The sequence below is a fragment of the Streptomyces sp. NBC_01198 genome (assembly GCF_036010485.1).
Classification (GTDB): Bacteria; Actinomycetota; Actinomycetes; order Streptomycetales; family Streptomycetaceae; genus Actinacidiphila.
Genome location: NZ_CP108568.1, coordinates 7,098,117 through 7,113,152, shown reverse-complemented (window position 1 = coordinate 7,113,152; position 15,036 = coordinate 7,098,117). Strand labels below are relative to the sequence as shown.

12 protein-coding genes are annotated in these 15,036 nt (G+C 73.5%); 2 read left to right on the top strand and 10 right to left on the bottom strand.

Features of this window, described 5'->3' with window-relative positions; translation table 11 throughout:
* Nucleotides 1-100: 100 nt before the first annotated feature.
* The 5 genes from OG702_RS31565 to OG702_RS31545 all read right to left on the bottom strand — a co-directional run bounded on the left by OG702_RS31565 (nucleotide 101) and on the right by OG702_RS31545 (nucleotide 4,625).
* Nucleotides 101-673, bottom strand: coding sequence for an NADAR family protein (locus OG702_RS31565; RefSeq protein WP_327292359.1), 573 nt, complete (start codon nucleotides 671-673; stop codon nucleotides 101-103).
* A 3-nt stretch (nucleotides 674-676) separates the two neighbouring features.
* Nucleotides 677-1,222: an MOSC domain-containing protein gene (locus tag OG702_RS31560; RefSeq protein ID WP_327292358.1), complete on the bottom strand. Its 546-nt coding sequence runs from the start codon at nucleotides 1,220-1,222 to the stop codon at nucleotides 677-679.
* Between the two features lie 66 nt (nucleotides 1,223-1,288).
* Nucleotides 1,289-1,471, bottom strand: a complete 183-nt coding sequence (locus tag OG702_RS31555) for a hypothetical protein (RefSeq protein ID WP_327292357.1) — start codon at nucleotides 1,469-1,471, stop codon at nucleotides 1,289-1,291.
* A 102-nt stretch (nucleotides 1,472-1,573) separates the two neighbouring features.
* Entirely contained in the window at nucleotides 1,574-3,946 is a 2,373-nt protein-coding gene (locus OG702_RS31550) for a Tex family protein (protein WP_327293444.1), read from the bottom strand.
* 172 nt (nucleotides 3,947-4,118) lie between these two features.
* Nucleotides 4,119-4,625 (bottom strand): GNAT family N-acetyltransferase, encoded by a 507-nt coding sequence (locus tag OG702_RS31545; RefSeq protein ID WP_327292356.1) that lies wholly within the window; start codon nucleotides 4,623-4,625, stop codon nucleotides 4,119-4,121.
* A gap of 173 nt (nucleotides 4,626-4,798) precedes the next feature.
* Between OG702_RS31545 and OG702_RS31540 the strand changes: the two genes are divergently transcribed.
* The gene (locus OG702_RS31540) at nucleotides 4,799-5,842 is read left to right on the top strand and encodes a fatty acid desaturase family protein (protein ID WP_327292355.1); all 1,044 of its coding nucleotides are present in this window, start codon (nucleotides 4,799-4,801) and stop codon (nucleotides 5,840-5,842) included.
* A 36-nt stretch (nucleotides 5,843-5,878) separates the two neighbouring features.
* On the opposite strand, the gene OG702_RS31535 is transcribed toward OG702_RS31540, so the two are convergent.
* Nucleotides 5,879-7,303, bottom strand: coding sequence for a M1 family metallopeptidase (locus tag OG702_RS31535; protein ID WP_327292354.1), 1,425 nt, complete (start codon nucleotides 7,301-7,303; stop codon nucleotides 5,879-5,881).
* Between the two features lie 175 nt (nucleotides 7,304-7,478).
* On the opposite strand from OG702_RS31535, the gene OG702_RS31530 reads away from it, so the two are divergent.
* The gene (locus OG702_RS31530) at nucleotides 7,479-8,195 is read left to right on the top strand and encodes a MerR family transcriptional regulator (RefSeq protein ID WP_327292353.1); all 717 of its coding nucleotides are present in this window, start codon (nucleotides 7,479-7,481) and stop codon (nucleotides 8,193-8,195) included.
* Nucleotides 8,196-8,241: 46 nt separating this feature from the next.
* Here the strand turns inward: OG702_RS31530 and OG702_RS31525 are convergent, their stop codons facing one another.
* The 4 genes from OG702_RS31525 to OG702_RS31510 form a co-directional block, all read right to left on the bottom strand.
* On the bottom strand, nucleotides 8,242-10,425 hold the full coding sequence (locus tag OG702_RS31525; RefSeq protein WP_327292352.1) for a 3-hydroxyacyl-CoA dehydrogenase NAD-binding domain-containing protein: 2,184 nt from the start codon (nucleotides 10,423-10,425) through the stop codon (nucleotides 8,242-8,244).
* 43 nt (nucleotides 10,426-10,468) lie between these two features.
* Nucleotides 10,469-11,683 carry an acetyl-CoA C-acetyltransferase gene (locus OG702_RS31520; protein WP_327292351.1) on the bottom strand — a complete coding sequence of 405 codons (1,215 nt, stop codon included), beginning with the start codon at nucleotides 11,681-11,683 and terminating at the stop codon, nucleotides 10,469-10,471.
* A gap of 71 nt (nucleotides 11,684-11,754) precedes the next feature.
* A complete protein-coding gene (locus tag OG702_RS31515) occupies nucleotides 11,755-12,930 on the bottom strand; it encodes a CaiB/BaiF CoA transferase family protein (RefSeq protein ID WP_327292350.1) in 1,176 nt (391 codons plus the stop codon).
* A 112-nt stretch (nucleotides 12,931-13,042) separates the two neighbouring features.
* The gene (locus tag OG702_RS31510; protein WP_327292349.1) at nucleotides 13,043-15,010 is read right to left on the bottom strand and encodes a primary-amine oxidase; all 1,968 of its coding nucleotides are present in this window, start codon (nucleotides 15,008-15,010) and stop codon (nucleotides 13,043-13,045) included.
* Nucleotides 15,011-15,036 lie beyond the last annotated feature (26 nt).

The window sequence follows — 15,036 nt, the reverse complement described above, 5'->3', positions numbered from 1 at the left end:
CGGCACGGACGGCCCCCACCTGAAGTAGCCCGACCCCGCCCGACCGGTCCACCGCCACGCGGGGACCGGGCGGGCACGCCTGTTCCGGCCTCCGACCGCGTCACGCCTCGGCTGCCAGCCGGTCCCTGGCGTCCATCAGTGCGAATCCGAGCAGGTTCAGGCCCCGCCAGCGCGCCGGGGCATCGGCCCGCTCGTCGTCCGCCGCCAGCCCGATGCCCCATACACGGTCCCGCGGGCTGGCCTCGACCAGCACCCGGCCGGCGGTCGCCAGCAGGAACGCCCGCAGGTCGGGATGCTGCCCGAACTTGTGCCTGCTGCCCGCGGCGACCAGGGCGAAACGCTCCTGCTGCCACCGGGCCTCATCGAAGCCGCGCACCGAGCGGCCGACAGCCTTGGCGGCCTTGGGGTGGTTGGCGGCGACGGCACGGTGCTCGGCGTCGGCGTCACCGAACAGCCGCGCCTTGCCCGCCATCATCCAGTGCTCGGCCGTGGCATAGGTGACCCCGTCGACCGCGAAGGGAGCGGGCCACCACTGGCTGAGGCAGCCGGCGCCGATGCTGCCGTCGCGCTGCGGGCGGTGGCCCCAGAAGTGCAGGTATTTCACGCGGCGGCCGCCGGCCGCGTAGGCGATCAGTGCGTCGACCGACCGGACGGTGGAGGGTGGGCCTGGCATGGGTCAGACCCTTTCCAGCGGGCGGTGCGGGAGGGAGGGGAGTTCGGCGGTGATCGGGTCGCCCGGGTGGAGGGTGCCGGGAGTCAGCACGATGCCCATCACGCCCGCCTTGCGGGTGATGTGGCCGGCCGCGTCACGGCCGACGACCTGCTTGAGCAGGCCGGTGCGGAAACGGTCGATCTGGCGGCAGGGGTTGCGCAGGCCGGTGATCTCCACGACTGCCTCCGGGCCGAGGTGCAGGCGGGTGCCGACCGGCAGGCCGAGCAGGTCGATGCCGCGGGTGGTGACGTTCTCACCGAGGTCCCCGGGCGCCACCGCGTACCCGGCGTCGTGCAGCTCGTCGAAGAGCTCGGCGTGTATCAGGTGGACCTGACGGAGGTTGGGCTGCGTCGGGTCCTGGGCGACACGGGAGCGGTGCTGGACGGTGACGCCGAGATGGGCGTCACCCTCCACTCCGAGGCCCGCGAGCAGCCGGATGCTGGACCGGTTGGGCTTGCTGAACCGGTGGTCCTGGTCGCTGCTGACCGCGGTGACGGTGGCATGACTCATCGGATGGTCTTCCCCTCGATCGGATGCCCTGACCCGATGACTCACCCTACTGGGGGAACGACCAGGTCAGCGACCGATTTGTCGCCGGCTCACCCGGCGCAGCCTGCGCCGCTGCGAGGAGTCGAGGGTCAGATAGCCGGCGACCGGGATACCGATGATGATCAGGAAGAACAGCCACAGCGGGATCCAGTACAGCAGGATCAGCCCGAGCAGCACGCCGCCGATGGCGACCTTCGTACGATTCGACATTGTCCCCGCCTCCGTCCGCGGCGTCCGGCGGCCCGACGCCGCGCCCTCTTTCCCTACCGCTTACCCAGCAGAACGCCTCGCGGACCGTCCTGGTTCCCCTTTTCACCTGCCGCCGGTCAGGCCCGCCCGGCGCAGGGCGTCGGCCATCGCGCCGCCCGCGGGCTGCGCCGCGGAGCCGCCGCCGCGGCGGTCGCCCTGGCCGGGCCGGCCGCCCTGCCGCGGCGCCTTCCCGCGCCGCTCGCCACCACCGTCACCGCCACCGGCGGAGCCGGCCGCGCCACCGCCCGCACCGGCCGCCTTGGGCTCGTCGTCCAGCCGCAGGGTCAGCGAGATCCGCTTGCGCGGCAGGTCCACGTCGAGCACCTTGACCCGCACGATGTCGCCGGACTTCACCACGTCCCGAGGGTCCGAGACGTAGCTGCGGGAGAGCGCCGAGACGTGCACCAGGCCGTCCTGGTGGACGCCGACGTCTACGAACGCGCCGAAGGCCGCCACGTTGGTGACCACGCCCTCCAGCAGCATCCCCGGCCGCAGGTCCTTCATCTCCTCCACGCCCTCCTTGAAGGCGGCGGTCTTGAAGGCCGGGCGCGGGTCGCGGCCCGGCTTCTCCAGCTCGGCGAGGATGTCGGTGACGGTCGGCAGGCCGAAGGAGTCGTCGACGAAGTCCTGCGGGCGCAGGGCACGCAGCACCGAGCCGTTGCCGATCAGCTCGGCGATCCCGGTGCCCGCGGTCGTCCCGATCCTGCGGACCACCGGATACGCCTCGGGGTGCACCGCGGAGGCGTCCAGCGGGTCGTCGCCGCCGAGGATGCGCAGGAAGCCCGCGCACTGCTCGTACGCCTTCGGGCCGAGCCTGGCGACGCCCTTGAGGTCCTTGCGGGTGCGGAAGGGGCCGTTGGCGTCGCGGTGGGTGACGATGTTGGCCGCGAGGCCCTCGGTGATGCCGGAGACCCGGCGCAGCAGCGGCACCGACGCGGTGTTGACGTCCACCCCGACGCCGTTGACGCAGTCCTCGACGACCGCGTCGAGCGACCGGGACAGCTTCACCTCGGACAGGTCGTGCTGGTACTGCCCGACGCCGATGGACCTCGGGTCGATCTTGACCAGTTCGGCCAGCGGGTCCTGGAGCCGGCGCGCGATCGAGACCGCACCGCGCAGCGACACGTCGAGTTCGGGCAGTTCCGCCGAGGCGTAGGCGGAGGCGGAGTAGACCGAGGCACCCGCCTCTGAGACCACGGCCTTGGTCAGGTCCAGCTCGGGGTGCGCCTTGATCAGCTCGGCGGCGAGCTTGTCGGTCTCGCGGGACGCGGTGCCGTTGCCGATGGCGATCAGGTCCACCCGGTGGGCCGCGGCGAGGCGGGCCAGGGTCGCCAGCGACTCGTCCCAGCGGTTGCGCGGCACGTGCGGGTAGATCGTGTCGGTGGCCACCACCTTGCCAGTGGCGTCGACCACGGCGACCTTGACCCCGGTGCGCAGGCCCGGGTCGAGGCCCATGGTGGCCCGGGTGCCCGCGGGCGCGGCCAGCAGCAGGTCGCGCAGGTTCGTGGCGAAGACCCGTACGGCCTCGTCCTCGGCCTCCTGGCGCAGCCGGACCCGCAGGTCGATGCCGAGCCTGACCAGGAAGCGGGTCCGCCAGGCCCAGCGGACGGTGTCGGCGAGCCACTTGTCGGCCGGGCGGCCGCGGTCGGTGACGCCGAACTGCTGGGCGATCCGCCGCTCGAAGCTCGTCGGGCCCTCGGCGGGCTCCTCGGGCTCCAGCGTCAGGTCGAGGATCTCCTCCTTCTCGCCGCGCAGCATCGCCAGCACCCGGTGCGAGGGCAGCTTGGTGAAGGGCTCGGCGAAGTCGAAGTAGTCGGCGAACTTCGCGCCGGCCTCCTCCTTGCCGTCGCGCACCTTCGCCATCAGCCGGCCGCGGCTCCACATCCGGGTGCGCAGCTCGCCGACCAGGTCGGCGTCCTCGGAGAAGCGCTCGGTGAGGATGGCGCGGGCGCCGTCCAGCGCGGCCGCCGCGTCCTCCACCCCGTTGTCCGCGGAGACGTAGGCCGCCGCGGTGGTCTGCGGGTCGAGCGCGGGGTCGGCGAGCAGCGCGTCGGCGAGCGGTTCGAGGCCGGCCTCGCGGGCGATCTGCGCCTTGGTGCGCCGCTTGGGCTTGTAGGGCAGGTAGATGTCCTCCAGGCGCGCCTTGGAGTCCGCGGCCACGATCTGCGCGCGGAGCGCGTCGTCGAGCTTGCCCTGCGCCTCGATCGACTCCAGGACCGCGGCTCGCCGCTCGTCCAGCTCCCGCAGGTAGCGCAGCCGCTCCTCCAGGTTGCGCAGCTGCTCGTCGTCGAGGGTGCCGGTGGCCTCCTTGCGGTAGCGCGCGATGAACGGCACGGTGGCCCCGCCGTCGAGCAGATCGACGGCCGCCCGCACCTGACCTTCGCGTACGCCCAACTCCTCGGCGATCCTGCGTTCGACCGAAACGTTGCCGCTGATGATGCCGCTCCTCAGGCCCGGGCCAAGACGCGTGACGCTTGGCGGTTGCCAGCATCGTAGACGCCGCCGGGCGGTGGCATGCGGCAAGGCGGCCGGGGCCGGCGGCGGGTCGCGGAACGGGCAGGGTGACACCGGCGGCCGCCCGGGACCGCCAGGAGGTCCGGGCTCCCGGTCAGGCCAGTGCCTTCTCGAACCAGTGGTCGGCGTACGGGTCGGTGTTGTACCGCTCGATCTCGCGGTAGCCGTGCCGCGCGTACAGCGCCCGGGCCTCGACCAGGTCGGCGCGGGTGTCCAGGCGGATCAGCCGGGCGCCGAACGTGTCGCGCGCGATGCCTTCCGCCACCGCGATCAGGCTGCCTGCCACGCCTTTCCTGCGGGCCTCGGGCGCGACGAACATCCGGGTGAGCTCCACCGTGTCGGGGTCCAGTACGCGCACGCCCAGGCAGCCCACCGGGGCGGCGTCGATCCTGGCGACCACGAACATCCCGGTGGGCGGCGCCAGGTCGTCGCTCGGCTCCTCGGCGATGACCTCGGAGATCTCGGTGTCGTCCGTCGGGCGTCGGTAGTAACGGGTGATCAACTCCGCGTAATACCTGCGGATCAGCGTTACCGCGTCGGGGTGCGACACTGGTAGGGGCGCGGTCGTCAACTCGGCCGTGCAGAGATCGTCCGTGGTCATGCGGTCCATCCTGGCAGCAGTCGGGTGGGGATATCCCCCGGTTTTCCGGGGGTCTGGCACCCCGGGAAACCGGGTGATGGCGCCATGGTCCGCGGCGGGCGGTGGTTCGTAGCGTCGCACTACGGCCCGGCCGGGCCGTCATGCCGGACACCGCCCGTCACCCAGGAGCGCCCATGCCGACCGTCCTGACCACCGTCGAACCTCCTGAGCGGGCCCCGGACAGCGGGTCGAGCGAATTCACCCCGCTGCTGCGCGCGGTGCGGGAAGCCGGGCTGCTGCGGCGGCGCCGGGGGCACTACGTGATGTCGATCGCGGTGAACCTGCTGGCACTGGCCGCGGTGTGGACCGCCGTGGTGCTGCTCGGCGGCACCGGGTCGTGGTGGGTGCTCGCCCTGGCGCTGCCTGCCGCGGTGCTGTCCACGCGCAGCGGCTTCGTCGGGCACGACGCCGGGCACCAGCAGATAGCGGCGGCCCGCCAGGTCAACCGGGCCATAGCCCTCTTCCACGGCAATCTGCTGCTGGGCATGGGTGCGGGCTGGTGGACCGACAAGCACAACCGGCACCACGCGAATCCCAACCATGTGGGCAAGGACCCGGACGTGGAGGTGGGCGCGCTGGTGTGGACCCGGGCCCAGGCCGTCGAACGCAAGGGCTTCGCACGCTTCCTGACCCGGCACCAGGCCCGGCTGTTCTTCCCGATGCTGCTGCTCGAAGGGCTGGCGCTGAAGGTTGCCAGCTTCCAGGACCTGCGCCGGCTGGACCGCAGGGGGCGGCTGATCGAGGGTTCGCTGCTGGTGGCGCACCTGGTGGGCTACGCCGCGCTGCTGCTGACCGCCATGCCGCTGCCGCAGGCGATCGCCTTCGCCGCGCTGCACCACGCGCTGTTCGGCGTGCACCTGGGCTGCGCCTTCGCCCCCAACCACAAGGGCATGGAGATGCCCGAGGAGGGCGCGCGCTGGGGGCATCTGCGGCGTCAGGTGCTGACCTCGCGCAATGTACGCGGCAATCCGCTGGTGGACTTCCTGCTTGGCGGCCTCAACTACCAGATAGAGCACCACCTCTTCCCGAGCCTGCCCCGTCCGCATCTGCGCCTGGTGCGCCCGCTGGTGCGCGCGCACTGCGCCCGCGTGGGCGTGCGGTACACCGAGACCGGGCTGTTCGACTCCTACGCGCAGGCACTCGGCCACATGCACGCGGTCGGCGCCCCGCTGCGCTGAGCCCCGGCAGGCAGTGGCGGCCCCCGAAAGGGGCGGTCACAGCCGGGCCGGCTTGGCGGTCCCGTACAGCCAGGTCGCGAATAGCGGCGTCAGGTCACGGGTGGTCAGTCCGGCGCAATAGGCGGTGAATTCGGCCGTCGAGGCGTTGCCGTAGGCGTGGGCGGCGGGCCAGCCGCGCAGCAGCTTCGCGAAGGCGGCGTCGCCGAGGGCCCGGTGCATCTGGTAGAGGACCAGGGCGCCGCGGTCGTAGACAGGCTGCGCGGAGACGTCGGCGGCCGTGGGCGGTACGGCGGGCGGGAACGCCCACGCGGCGGGGTCGGCGAACGCCGTGGCGGCACTGCGGGAGACCGGGACGCCGTCCTCGCGTTCCTGCCACAGCCAGGTCGCGTACGTGGCGAAGCCCTCGTTGAGCCACATGTCCTGCCAGCTGCGCGGGGTGACGGAGTCGCCGAACCACTGGTGGGCCAGCTCGTGCACCAGCGTCGGCACGTCCACCGCCGGCCCGTCGCCGTCCCCGGGGAAGACCGGGCGGTTCTGGGTCTCCAGGGAGTAGCCGACCTGACCCGACGGCAGGTCGTCCACGACGGCGCCCGCGGAGCCGAAGGGGTAGCGGCCGAACAGGCCGCTCTCCCAGTCGAGGATCTCCGGCAGCCGGCGCAGCGCGGCCGCGGTCCGCGGGTCGTCGGAGCGCGGGTCCACCGCGGTGTACAGCGGCACGCCGCCGGGGGTGCGGGAGCGGGTGACGGTGAAGCGGCCGATGGCGACGGTGGCCAGATAGGTGGCCATCGGCGCCGTGCCGCGCCAGTGGAAGACCGTGCGGCCGGCGGCGCTGCGGGTGCCCGCCAGGTCGCCGTTGGACACCGCGGTCAGTCCCGCGGGCACCGACATGGTCAGGTCGAACGCGGCCTTGTCCGAGGGGTGGTCGTTGCCGGGGAACCACGCCATCGAGCCGACGGGCTCGCCGAGCGCCAGAGCGCCGTCGCCGGTGCGGAACCAGCCCTCGTGCGAGCCGTCGGGGTCGGTGAGCAGCCGGGGCACGCCCGCGTACCCGACGGTGGTCTCGAAGCGGGCGCCCCGGCGCAGCACGCGGGCCGGCCGGACGGTCAGCTCGGTGCCCGACCTGCTGGTGCGGGCCGGGCGGCCGTCGACGCCGACGCGGGTGACCGTCAGGCCTGCCAGGTCCAGGTCGAAGCCGCTGAGGTCGCTGGTCGCGGTGGCGGTGACGACGGCGGTGCCGGACAGCCGCCCGGAGCCGGGGTCGTAGGACAGGTCGAGGCCGTAGTGCGTGACGTCGTAGCCGCCGTTGCCCGCGGCGGGGAAGAGCCGGTCGCCCAGGCCCGGGGCGCCGGCCGCGGGCCCGCCGCTGCCGGAGCAGGACAGCAGGCAGGCCAGCGCGGCGCCCGCGAGGCAGGCCGGCAGCAGCCGCGGGACACGGTGCGGGGCGGCTCGGCGAAGGGGCACGCGGGCCAGCGTACGAGGTGCGCGGCTGTGACCGTTCGCGACGTGGCCCCCGCACCGGGGCGCGGCGTCTGCTCGGCTGTGCGTCCGTCCGTAACGGTCGCGGTGGCGGCCGCGGGCGGCACGTGAGCTGCGGCGGCGTCTTTCACAGCGCCGGTGGCACAGCAATACTGTTGCGGTGCCGCAGACCGCCCTGACCATCGACGAGCTGGCCGCCCGCGCCGGGGTGACCGTACGCACCGTCCGCTTCTACGGCGCCCGCGGGCTGCTGCCGCCGCCGGACATCGGGCCGCGCCGGGTGGGGCACTACGGGGCGGAGCACCTGTCGCGGCTGGCGCTGATCGAGGAGTTGCAGCAGCAGGGACTCACGCTGGCGGCCATCGAGCGCTATCTGGCGCAGTTGCCCGACTCCATCAGCGAGCACGACCTGGCGATCCACCGGGCGCTGGTGGCGTCCTGGCTGCCGGGGGGCGGCACGCGGCTCGGCCGGCAACAGCTGGAGCAGCGGGCCGGCCGCCCGCTGGCGGACGCCGACGTGCAGCGGCTGGCGGCGATGAACGTGCTGGAGCCGACCGAGGACCCCGACGTCTTCGTGGTCGACCCCGGCACCCTGCATCTGGGGGTGCGGCTGCTGGACACGCCGATCCCGCTGGAGGCGATCGTGGCGGCCAGGGAGGCCATGCAGAAGCACGCGCGGGCGGCGGCCGCGGCGATCAGCCGGATCTTCCGCGAGTCGGTGCGGGAGCCGGTGCGGGAGAGCGAACCGGACGCCGCGCTGCGTTCGCTGTCCGCGCAGATGCAGCCGCTGGTGGTGCAGGCGCTCGTGACGACCTTCCAGCGCTCGCTCAACGAGCAGGTGTGGGCCTGGCCGCCGCCCGCCGCCGAGCAGCCCTGACGGGGCTGCGGGCGGCGGGCGGCGGTCCGCCGGGGCAGACGGAGCGTCAGCCGGCTGCCCTGCGGTCGGTGAAGGTCTCACCGCGTTCCGCCGTGGCCGTCAGCAGGGCCGGCGGGGCGAACCGCTCGCCGTAGGCCGCGGCCAGCTCGCGGGCCCTGGCGGTGAAGCCGGCGACGCCGCCCGGGTAACCGTTGATGTACTGCAGCACGCCGCCGGTCCAGGCCGGGAAGCCGATGCCCAGCACCGAGCCGACGTTCGCGTCGGCGACCGAGGTGAGCACGCCCTCCTCCAGCAGCCGCACGCTGTCCAGCGCCTCGGAGAAGAGCATCCGCTCCTGGAGGTCGGCGAAGGGGATCTCGACGTCCTGCCGGCCGAAGTGCTCGGCCAGGCCCGGCCACAGCCCGGTCCTGCGGCCGCCGGAGTAGTCGTAGAATCCGGCGCCGCCACTGCGGCCGGGGCGGCGGAACTCGTCGACCATGCGGTCGATGACCGCCTCGGCCGGATGCGCCCGCCACGTACCGCCGGCCGCCTCGACCCCGGCGCGGGTCTCCCGGCTGATCCGGACGAAGAGCGTCAGGGTCAGCTCGTCCAGCAGCGAGAGGACCTTCGCCGGGTAGCCGGCCTGCGCGGCCGCCTGCTCGACCGAGGCGGCCGGGACCCCCTCGCCGATCATCGCGACGCCCTCGTTGATGAAGTTGCTGATCACCCGGGAGGTGAAGAATCCGCGCGAGTCGTTCACCACGATCGGCGTCTTGCGGATCTGCCGCACCAGGTCGAAGGCGCGGGCCAGCGCCTCGTCGCCGGTCTGCTCGCCCTTGATGATCTCCACCAGCGGCATCCGGTCGACCGGCGAGAAGAAGTGCAGGCCGATGAAGTCCGTGCCGCGCTCGACGCCCTCGGCGAGCTGCGAGATGGGCAGCGTGGAGGTGTTGGAGCACAGCAGCGCGTCGGGCGCGACGATGTGCTCGATCTCCTGGAAGACCTTGTGCTTGAGGGCCGCGTCCTCGAAGACCGCCTCGATGACCGCGTCGCAGCCGGCCAGGTCGGCCGGCTCCGCGGTGGGGGTGATCCTGGCCAGCAGCGCGTCCCGCTTCCCGGCGGTCGTCCGCCCCTTGGCCAGCGCCTTGTCCAGCAGGCCGGCCGAGTAGGCCTTGCCGCGGTCGGCCGCCTCCTGGGTGACGTCCTTGAGGACGACGTCGATGCCGGCCCGGGCGCAGGAGTAGGCGATGCCGGCGCCCATCATGCCGGCGCCGAGCACGGCCACCCTGGTGACCGGGCGGGCGGCGACGTCCGCGGGGCGCCCCGCACCGGAGTTGACAGCCTGCATGTCGAAGAAGAAGGCCTGGATCATGTTCTTCGAGATCGGGCCGCAGGCCAGCTCGGTGAAGTAGCGGGCCTCGATCACCGAGGCGGTCGCGAAGTCCACCTGGGCGCCCTCGACGGCGGCCGCCAGGATGTTGCGCGGCGCCGGGTAGGGGGCGCCGGCCAGCTGCTTGCGCAGGTTGGCGGGGAAGGCCGGCAGGTTCGCCGCGAAGGCGGGGCTCCTGGGGGTGCCGCCGGGGATCTTGTACCCGGGGGTGTCCCAGGGCTGGCGCGACTCCGGGTGGGCGTCGATGAAGGCGCGGGCGGCGGCGAGCAGGGCGTCGCGGTCGGCGGCGACCTCGTGGATCAGGCCGGCGGCCAGCGCGCGCGGCGCGGAATACTGGGTGCCCTGCAGCAGCACCTTGAGCAGGGCGTCGGCGATGCCGAGCAGCCGTACGGTCCTGACCACGCCGCCGCCTCCGGGCAGCAGGCCGAGGGTGACCTCGGGCAGCCCGATCTTCGTCCCCGGGGTGTCGAGGGCGACGCGGTGGTGGCAGGCCAGCGCGATCTCGTAACCGCCGCCGAGCGCGGCGCCGTTGACGGCGGCGACGACGGGCTTGCCGAGGGTCTCCAGCCGGCGCAGCGCGCTCTTGATGCGCAGGGTGCCGGTGAAGACCTGCTGGGCGTCGTCGGGGGTGGCGCGGATCAGGTCGCGGAGGTCGCCGCCGGCGAAGAAGGTCTTCTTGGCGGAGGTGATGACGACGCCACGGATGTCGTCGACCTCGGCCTCCAGCCGGTCGACCACCGCGTCGAGCGAGTCGGCGAACGCGGCGTTCATGGTGTTGGCCGACTGCGCGGGGTCGTCGAGTACGAGGGTGACGACGCCGTCCGCGTCCTGCTCCCAGCGGATGGTGGTGGGCTCGCTCATGTCGGGTTGGCTCCGTTAGCGGGGGTGGGGGCGGGGAGACGGGTCAGAGGCGTTCGACGACGGTGGCGATACCCATACCGCCGCCGACGCAGAGGGTGGCGAGCCCGTGGCGCAGGTCGCGGCGCTCCAACTCGTCGATGAGCGTGCCGAGCAGCATCGCGCCGGTGGCGCCGAGCGGGTGGCCCATGGCGATGGCGCCGCCGTTGACGTTGACCTTGTCAAGGCCGACGCCCAGGTCCGCGGCGAAGCGCAGCACGACCGCGGCGAAGGCCTCGTTCATCTCGATCAGGTCGATGTCGTCGATGGTCAGGCCCGCCTTGGCGAGCGCCTTGCGGCTGGCCGGGGCGGGGCCGGTGAGCATGATGGTCGGCTCGGAGCCGGAGACGGCCGCGGAGACGATACGGGCGCGCGGCGTCAGGCCGTAGCGCTCGCCGATCTCCCGGCTGCCGATCGCCACCAGGGCGGCGCCGTCGACGATCCCGGAGGAGTTCCCGGCGTGGTGGACGTGGTCGATCCGCTCCACCCAGTGGTATTTCTGCAGCGCCACCGCGTCGAAGCCGCCGAGGTCGCCGATGTCGGCGAAGGACGGCTTGAGCGCGGCCAGCGACTCGGGGGTGGTGCCGGGGCGCATGTGCTCGTCGTGGTCGAGCACCACGAGCCCGTTGCGGTCCCGCACCGGCACCACGGAGCGGGCGAAGCGGCCGTCCTTCCAGGCCTCGGCGGCGCGTTCCTGCGACATCGCGGCGTAGCTGTCGACGTCGTGGCGGGAGAAGCCGCCCATGGTGGCGATGAGGTCGGCACCGATGCCCTGCGGGGCGAAGCCGGTCTGGAGGTTGGTCATCGGGTCCATCGCCCAGGCGCCGCCGTCGGTGCCCATCGCGACCCGGGACATCGACTCGACCCCGCCGGCCAGCACCAGGTCCTCCCAGCCGGAACGCACCTTGGCCGCGGCCATGTTGACCGCTTCAAGGCCGGAGGCGCAGAAGCGGTTCTCCTGGACGCCGGCCACCGTGTCGGGCAGGCCCGCGGCGACCGCGGCGATCCGGGCGATGTCGGAGCCCTGGTCGCCGATCGGGCTGACCACGCCGAGCACGATGTCGTCGATCGCCGCGGGGTCCAGGTCCGGGTAGCGGCCGCGCAGTTCGTGGATGAGGCCGACGACGAGGTCGATCGGCTTGGTCCCGTGCAGGGAACCGTTGGCCTTCCCGCGCCCTCGCGGGGTGCGGACGGCGTCGTAGACGTAGGCGTCGGTGCTCAACGTCGGGCCTTTCTGTGCGGGCGGGCGTACGGCTGGGCGGGCGGTGCGGCGGTCGTCCGGCGGGTGCGGGGTCAGCTCCCGGCCGTCGGGCCGGGCGTTCCGGTCAGGGCGGGGGTGTCCCAGTCACGGGCCACCTCAGCAGTGTGCGCGCCCGGCAGTGCCGGCGGGCGGCGCAGCGCGGTGGGCGTCACCGAGAAGCGGGGTGCGGGAGCCGGCTGGGTCATGCCGTGCGCCTCGGCGAAGGTACCGCGGGCGGCCAGGTGCGGGTGCCTGGGTGCCTCGGTCAGCGACAGCACGGGCGCCGCGCAGGCGTCGGTGCCGGCGAAGACCGCGGTCCACTCCTCGCGGTCCCGGCTCAGGAAGCGCGCGGCGACCGCGGCCCGCAGCTCCGGCCAGCGGGCGGGGTCCGCGCGCAGCGCGGCCTCGTCGTCGGTCAGGCCGAGCAGCGCGGCGAAGGTGTCGTAGAAGCGCTGTTCCAGGGCGCCGACGGCCATGTGGCCGCCGTCGGCGGTGCGGTAGACGCCGTAGAAGGGCGCGCCGCCGTCCAGCAGGTTGCCGGCCCGCCGGTCCTGCCAGGTGCCGGCCGCGAGCATGCCGTGCAGCATCGTGCTCAGGTGGGCGGTGCCGTCCACGATGGCGGCGTCCACCACCTGGCCCTCGCCGTGCGTACGGGCGTGGTGCAGGGCGGCGAGCACGCCGGTGACCAGGTAGAGCGAGCCGCCCGCGTAGTCGCCGAGCAGGTTGGCGGGGGCGGCCGGGTCGCCGTCCGCCGGTCCGGCCAGGCCCAGCGCGCCGGTGATCGCGATGTAGCCGATGTCGTGGCCGGCGCTGGCGGCCAGCGGGCCTTCCTGGCCCCAGCCGGTCATCCGGCCGTAGACCAGTCGCGGGTTGCGGGCGGTGCACTCCCGGGGGCCGACGCCGAGGCGTTCTGCGACTCCCGGGCGGTAACCCTCGATCAGGATGTCGGCGCGCTCCACCAGGTCGAGCACGGCCGCGGGGCCCTGCGGCGCCTTGAGGTCGACGAGCACCGACCGCTTGTTGCGGTTGCTGAGGTCGGTGGCCGGGTCGATGCCGAGCGCGGGTGCGCCCGGGCGGTCGACGCGTACGACGTCGGCGCCCAGGTCGGCCAGCAGCATCGCCGCGAAGGGGCCGGGCCCGATCCCGGCCAGTTCGACCACCCGCACCCCGGCCAGCGGGCCGGGCGCGGCCGGGGCCTGCGGCGGCCGGTTTGACAGCGGTGATGTCACACCCGTGATGGTAGAAACGTGTTCCAGTTTTTGCAAGGCCCCGGCTGAGCAACCGCTTAGTGTCGCGGTGAATGCCGCCGTCCGTGTGCCCCGCCCGCCGGCTGGCGGCGGTTCAGGCGTGGCAGTGCGCTCCGGATCCGCCGCCGGTCTCCTCGGGCAGGTCGAGCGCCGGGTTGCGGTCGAAGAAGCCGGTCGGCCTGAGGCTGAAACCGCAGGAGTCGACCGGCATCACCGGCCAGTCCTCCAGCCGCGGCAGATGGGTCGGGCCGAAGGAGTGCCACACCGTCAGATCGGTGTCCTCCAGCGCCTCGCCGGGCTGCGACCACGCGGTGACCCCCGTGCCGCCCGCGTGCTGGTTGGGGTAGTCGCCGTCCGGGTAATGGCGCTCCGGGCGGTAGCGGGTCACCCACAGGTGCTTGGTGGCGTACGCGACCCGTTCGGCGACCGGCGAACCCGGCTGCGCGAGCAGCAGCGGTCCGCTCTGCGGCACCAGGGTGTAGGAGACCGGCGCGCCCATCCGGTTGCGGGCGCCCGGGTTGACGATCCGCCAGCGCCTGCCCACCGCGGGGTCGGCGACCCGCCCGGCCTGGCCGCTGTCGGCGACCGGGGTGGTCGTGGTGGTGAAGGCGTTGCCGTTCGGGTTGTCCGGGCCGGCCGGCAGCCTGACCACGTCCACTTCCTCGACCGTGTTGCCCGGCCCGTCCACGGTCATGTCCAGCCGGGCGCAGAACAGGTGCTGGTGGAAGGGGGCAAGCAGGCCAGGGGCGATCTCGGTGGCGTACGGGGATCCGGCGCCCGGCTCGGCGGCGGAGGTCTGCAAAAGCCCGGTGGCCTTGGCCTCGAAGGCGATCGTGCCGTCCTGGTGGAGATACCAGTAGAAGCCGTAGTCGTAGTTGCCCAGGGTGGCGATGTAGGAGATCACCAGCCGCCGGGCGCGGCGGGAGTCCACCGCGAAGCCGTCGAAGATGTTGGTGTGCTTCCAGAGCAGGCCGGTGTCCTCCTCGTGGATGCAGATCGCGTTGGGGAGCGTCTCGGGGCGGCCGTGGTCGTCAGCGAGCACCGCGTCCACGTAGGCGATCTCGCCGAGGCAGTCGCAGCCCAGCCGCAGCGCGTTGGCGTTCCTGCCGAGCAGGTACTCCCCCGCGTCCAGGTAGCAGACCCAGTTGCGGGCCGGGTCGGGCTCGGCGTAGGGCACGGCCATCTCGGCGATGGAGGCGCGGTGCAGCACCGGCCGGTCGCGGTCGCCGTCGCGGTGGGTGATCTCGTGCAGGACCAGGCCCTCGCGGGCGTTGAAGTCCAGTCGCAGCCGCCAGTTCTGCCAGCGCAGCACTGGCCCTTCGAGGGCGAAGGACGGCCCTTCCGGCTGGGTGATCTCCAGCGGCCGCAGGTCGGTACGGGCGGGACCGGTGAAGCCGGCCTCGTAGCGCCCGCATTCGGCCGGGACGGGGACGGCTCCGGTGTCGATCAGCCGGACCACCCGGCGGTCGGTGAGGTCGACCTCGGCCACCAGGCCGCCGACCGGGTGGGCGAACGGGTTGTCAGCCACCGTGCAGCGCAGGAAGGTCAGCGAGCGCAGCATCCGCCGGCCGGTCTCCGAGGCGACGCCGAAGTTGCCCGCGGCCAGCGGCGCGGCGATGACCAGGGAGAGGTCGGTGACGCCCCGGTCGGCCATCGCCTTGCGCCAGCCCGGGTCGGCCTTGACGATCTCGTCGCAGGTCTCGTACTCCTCGAACAGCAGCGGCGGCTGGCCGTCGGCCTCCGGGTCCAGGTCGCGGTAGGACAGCAGCACTCCCGCGGCGGTGTCGGTGACGTCCACCAGCGCCTCGGCCGCGCGGCCGGTGCCGGAGTCCAGCAGCGTGACCCGGACCCGGCGGGTGACCGGGTCGCCGGGTCGGTGCGCGAACACCGCGTGCCGGTCCGGCTCGTCGGGCAGCACCAGCGGGAAGCGGGTGGCCCCGGTGACCTTGCCCTCGGCCGCCAGCGCGGCGCGGGCGGCGTCGATCTCAGCGGCGGTCAGCGGGTCAAGCGGGTGCGGGTCGGCGGCGGGCGCGGTCTCGGTGTCCGTTGAGCAGCAGGTCATGGCGGGTCCTGACGACGGCGACGGGT

Bases quoted from the DNA above. Each gene is read 5' to 3' on its own strand.
- OG702_RS31540 (WP_327292355.1), top strand. From the start codon at position 4,799: ATGCCGACCGTCCTGACCACCGTCGAACCTCCTGAGCGGGCCCCGGAC.
- OG702_RS31510 (WP_327292349.1), bottom strand. From the start codon at position 15,010: ATGACCTGCTGCTCAACGGACACCGAGACCGCGCCCGCCGCCGACCCG.
- OG702_RS31545 (WP_327292356.1), bottom strand. From the start codon at position 4,625: ATGACCACGGACGATCTCTGCACGGCCGAGTTGACGACCGCGCCCCTA.
- OG702_RS31565 (WP_327292359.1), bottom strand. From the start codon at position 673: ATGCCAGGCCCACCCTCCACCGTCCGGTCGGTCGACGCACTGATCGCC.
- OG702_RS31555 (WP_327292357.1), bottom strand. From the start codon at position 1,471: ATGTCGAATCGTACGAAGGTCGCCATCGGCGGCGTGCTGCTCGGGCTG.
- OG702_RS31525 (WP_327292352.1), bottom strand. From the start codon at position 10,425: ATGAGCGAGCCCACCACCATCCGCTGGGAGCAGGACGCGGACGGCGTC.
- OG702_RS31560 (WP_327292358.1), bottom strand. From the start codon at position 1,222: ATGAGTCATGCCACCGTCACCGCGGTCAGCAGCGACCAGGACCACCGG.